At 56.8% G+C, this 3,397-nt stretch carries 4 protein-coding genes and 1 pseudogene; 3 read left to right on the top strand and 2 right to left on the bottom strand.

All coding sequences use genetic code 11. From position 1 onward, the window contains the following. Window positions 1–196: pseudogene (locus ACEQWH_RS08640) on the top strand (LysR family transcriptional regulator); the annotation flags it as partial. Window positions 197–273: 77 nt separating this feature from the next. Then, on the top strand, window positions 274–723 hold the full coding sequence (locus ACEQWH_RS08635) for an NUDIX domain-containing protein (RefSeq protein WP_370229798.1): 450 nt from the start codon (window positions 274–276) through the stop codon (window positions 721–723). Window positions 724–801: 78 nt separating this feature from the next. On the opposite strand, the gene ACEQWH_RS08630 is transcribed toward ACEQWH_RS08635, so the two are convergent. Continuing rightward, window positions 802–1,182 (bottom strand): hypothetical protein, encoded by a 381-nt coding sequence (locus ACEQWH_RS08630; protein WP_370229796.1) that lies wholly within the window; start codon window positions 1,180–1,182, stop codon window positions 802–804. A 56-nt stretch (window positions 1,183–1,238) separates the two neighbouring features. Further along, a complete protein-coding gene (locus ACEQWH_RS08625; protein WP_370229794.1) occupies window positions 1,239–2,180 on the bottom strand; it encodes a haloalkane dehalogenase in 942 nt (313 codons plus the stop codon). A gap of 101 nt (window positions 2,181–2,281) precedes the next feature. Between ACEQWH_RS08625 and ACEQWH_RS08620 the strand changes: the two genes are divergently transcribed. After that, the gene (locus tag ACEQWH_RS08620) at window positions 2,282–3,166 is read left to right on the top strand and encodes a LysR family transcriptional regulator (RefSeq protein WP_370229791.1); all 885 of its coding nucleotides are present in this window, start codon (window positions 2,282–2,284) and stop codon (window positions 3,164–3,166) included. The last annotated feature ends 231 nt before the right edge of the window (window positions 3,167–3,397 follow it).

Genomic DNA, 3,397 nt, shown 5'->3' with positions numbered 1-3,397 from the left:
TGACGGCTTGGTTGAAAACATGCGCTTGCAGATCAAGCCCCTACCCGTCTCGGGCCTTTCGCGCACCCTGACGGTGGTCGCCCGCAAAGACGAGCTTCAGCACCTGCCAAAAGCCGTCGCAGACCTGTGTCGGCAAACTCTGTTGGCCCGCATCACCGACCAGATGGGACACATTGGCGAGAGCAGCGTGAAATAGGGAGTGGTTGTGCGGGGGAGTGGATTGGATACAAAACTTTCGTTCGCGCATTGTAGCCGAGGTGTTACCAACCCGATATGACGATCACATCATACATCCAGAGCCTGCGCCGAAAAGTCGGCCATGACGTTCTAATGGTGCCATCAGTCGCTGCAATTATTCGCGACGGCCACGGACGACTGCTGCTACAGAAAAAAGGAGGAAAAGAAGGGTGGAGCCTTCCCGCAGGAGCAATCGAACTCGGCGAGTCTCCTGAGGACGCCCTTGTTCGCGAAGTCTTTGAAGAAACAGGTCTGAGTGTCATTGCCGCGTCTCTTGTCGGAGCATTTGGCGGGGATACATTCAGGTATAAATACCCCAACGGCGATCTCGTCGAATACACCATCCTTGTGTATCGGTGCGAAATTAAGCCTTTGGCCCAGATACACATCGACCCAGAGACCGTGAAGCTACAATACTTCGCGGCCCCAGACGCCCCGCCGCTGGCGTTGCCCTACCCAAAGTCCATTCTCTTCCAGACGCCCTGATCCCCAGCACCCTTTCTAAATGATCAAACCGGGCCTCTGATAGAGACCCGGCGTTCTTTCGGTATCTGCGACCTTGGCTCAGGCCTTGCGCCACGCGAAATATGCTTTCACGGGGGCCGAAAAACTCAGAGCCATTCCGACCGCGGCGACGGCAAAACCGACAAAGGCCTTGGCCGGAATAGAGATCAGGAAATCCACGGCGATGGCGACCCGAAGTCCTGTGATCGAGCGCTTCAGAATGGACGTCACGATCGCGGCAAAGGTCGCGATGTATCCAAGCAATGTCCAAGAGATCAGCGTCACAGCGCTGTCGCCCGAGACGGATCCGACGGTCAGATCGTAGTATTTGAAGCCGACGATCAGCCCAATAGCTAAAAAGATCTTCAGCGCGTTCAGAATAAAGATGACCCGCAGCAGCGGAGGTTTGTTTTGCCCAATATTGGTGTCCAGAGTGGTCATGGTTCGTCCTTTCAAGATGTCAGAGAGCGGGCGACTAAGCGCCGCACGAAAATGGGTCACACCCGAGTCAGCCAGTCAGCCAGACCAGCGCCGATTTCGTTGGGATATTGTTCCTGAATGAAGTGACCCCCGTCGCCCAGATAGATCGACTCGATATTGGTCAGGTTCTGTTTGATCCATTCGGCCGCCTGCATCGGAATGACCGCGCCGGGGCTGACGTGGAACATCAGCTTGGGAAAGGTGCTTTCGGCCACGAAATCAGAGTTCGCCTGCACGATAGCATGCACATCCGAGGGGCTGCCCTCCATCGGGATCTCGCGAGGCCAGTCCAGTATGATCTGCCGCGAGGCAGGGGTTGGGAAGGGGCGGTTGTATTCGGCCATTGCGGCTTCGCTGAGCCCCGCACCATCGTGGCGCATAAAGGCGTCCAGAAACAGGTTCTGCTCAAGGATCATGGCCTCGCCGACACCAGGCGTGCGAATGCCGGTCATGAACTGCACCATCTGAGGGCCCAAAACCTCGATGTCTTTCAGAGGCATGAACGGCGGAGCCATCGCCTCCATAAAGGCCACGGCCGCAATGCGGTCAGGCCGAGTGCGTGCATAGTGCCAGCCCAGCGCAGAGCCCCAGTCGTGAATGACGAGCACCGCGTCTTTCAGGTCCAAACTGTCCAGAAAGCTGTGCAGGAAATGCGCGCTCTCGTGGTAGGTTTCGGTCATCACCGGCTTATCGCTGTCTCCCATGCCCATCAGGTCCGGCGCAATCGCGCGGTGGCCTTCGGTGACAAAAGGAATGATGTTGCGCCACAAATAAGACGAAGCCGGATTTCCATGCAAAAAGACGACAGGACGCCCTTCGCCCTCGTCAATATAGGCCATTTTATGCCCCAGGACGTCGGCGTATTTCTTTTGGAACGGGGATGCTAGGGACGGCGCCGGGCTAAGGGCCGCAACCGCTGCTGTCGCCGCTGTCGTTTGCAGGAACGTTCTACGTTTCATGATGATCTCCTTGGTTGATGCCTTCAAATTACGGATAGACATCACACCAATAAATCACCCATAATCCCCACTATGGTCAGATTTTTAACCACTCAGAATTGATGGACTGGACGGGCATCCCCTTCTTTCTGGCAGCCGTGCGCGCAGGCACATTGCGTGGCGCAGCCGAGGCCACGGGCGCAACCCACGCGACGGTCAAGCGCCACATCGAAGTCTTGGAACACAGCTATGGCGTGCAACTGTTTCGCCGCACCCGACGCGGCCTAGAGCTGACGGCGGCTGGAAGGGATCTGCTGCCCGTCGTCGAGGCCGCCGAGGTCAAAGTAAACGAGGCGCGCAAACGGGTCCAAGGGCTGGACAAGGAAGAAACGGGCGTGGTGCGGTTCTCGACCACCGGCACACTGGTATATGAAATCGTCGCCCCCATTCTGGCGCGCTTCAGCAAGGCGTATCCTGACATCGATCTTGAAATCCGCGTGTCTGACAGGTTCGAAGACATCAACAAACTTCAGACAGACGTATCGCTGAGATTTGCACAGGATGTGCAGGACGACGTGATTGCACGAAAACTGTTCCCGCTTGCCTTGGTGCCGATGGCCAGCCGAACCTATCTTGAGACCCATCTGCCCATCGCGGGGCCGTCCGGCGAAGGATTGCATTGGATCGGCTGGGACAGCGCAGATCGACACCCTGATTGGGTGGCAGACAGCGCGTTTCCTGCGGCAGAGGCGCGGCACGCAACGACGGATCCCGTATTGCAGCTTTCGCTAGCGCGACAAGGCGTTGGAATGATCAATTCCTCGGTCTATTTCACCACGATCTATCCGGAACTCGTCCCCGTACCCGGGACAACGCCAGTGCTGGATCGAAACCTTTGGCTTTTGTTTCACTCCGAGTTGCGGCGTACCGTACGCGTGCGGCGTTTTATAGATTTTCTAAGCCGTGAGCTGATTGCGTTGAAACCTCTGCTGCAAGCCGGTGCATAGCCACCACCCCTGCAACCCGCGCGCCATTCAGATCGGCTGGTCTCTGCACATCGATGCCGGAGTGTCTTGACATTGAGCGCCTGCCGAAATATGCTCGGCGAGTTGTTCTGATTATTTTCAACGGTGTAATTTGAGGCCGACGATGCGTAGATCTTTTTTCCTTCTCTTGCTTTTGCCAGTGCTCTTTGGCCGCCCTGCCTTTGCCCAAGAGGTCATCCCGTTGACAGACAA

It is taken from the genome of Cognatishimia sp. (assembly GCF_964229375.1).
Classification (GTDB): Bacteria; Pseudomonadota; Alphaproteobacteria; order Rhodobacterales; family Rhodobacteraceae; genus Cognatishimia.
The sequence above is the reverse complement of the archived record's forward strand: the minus strand, read 5'-3'. Positions and strand labels throughout refer to the sequence as shown.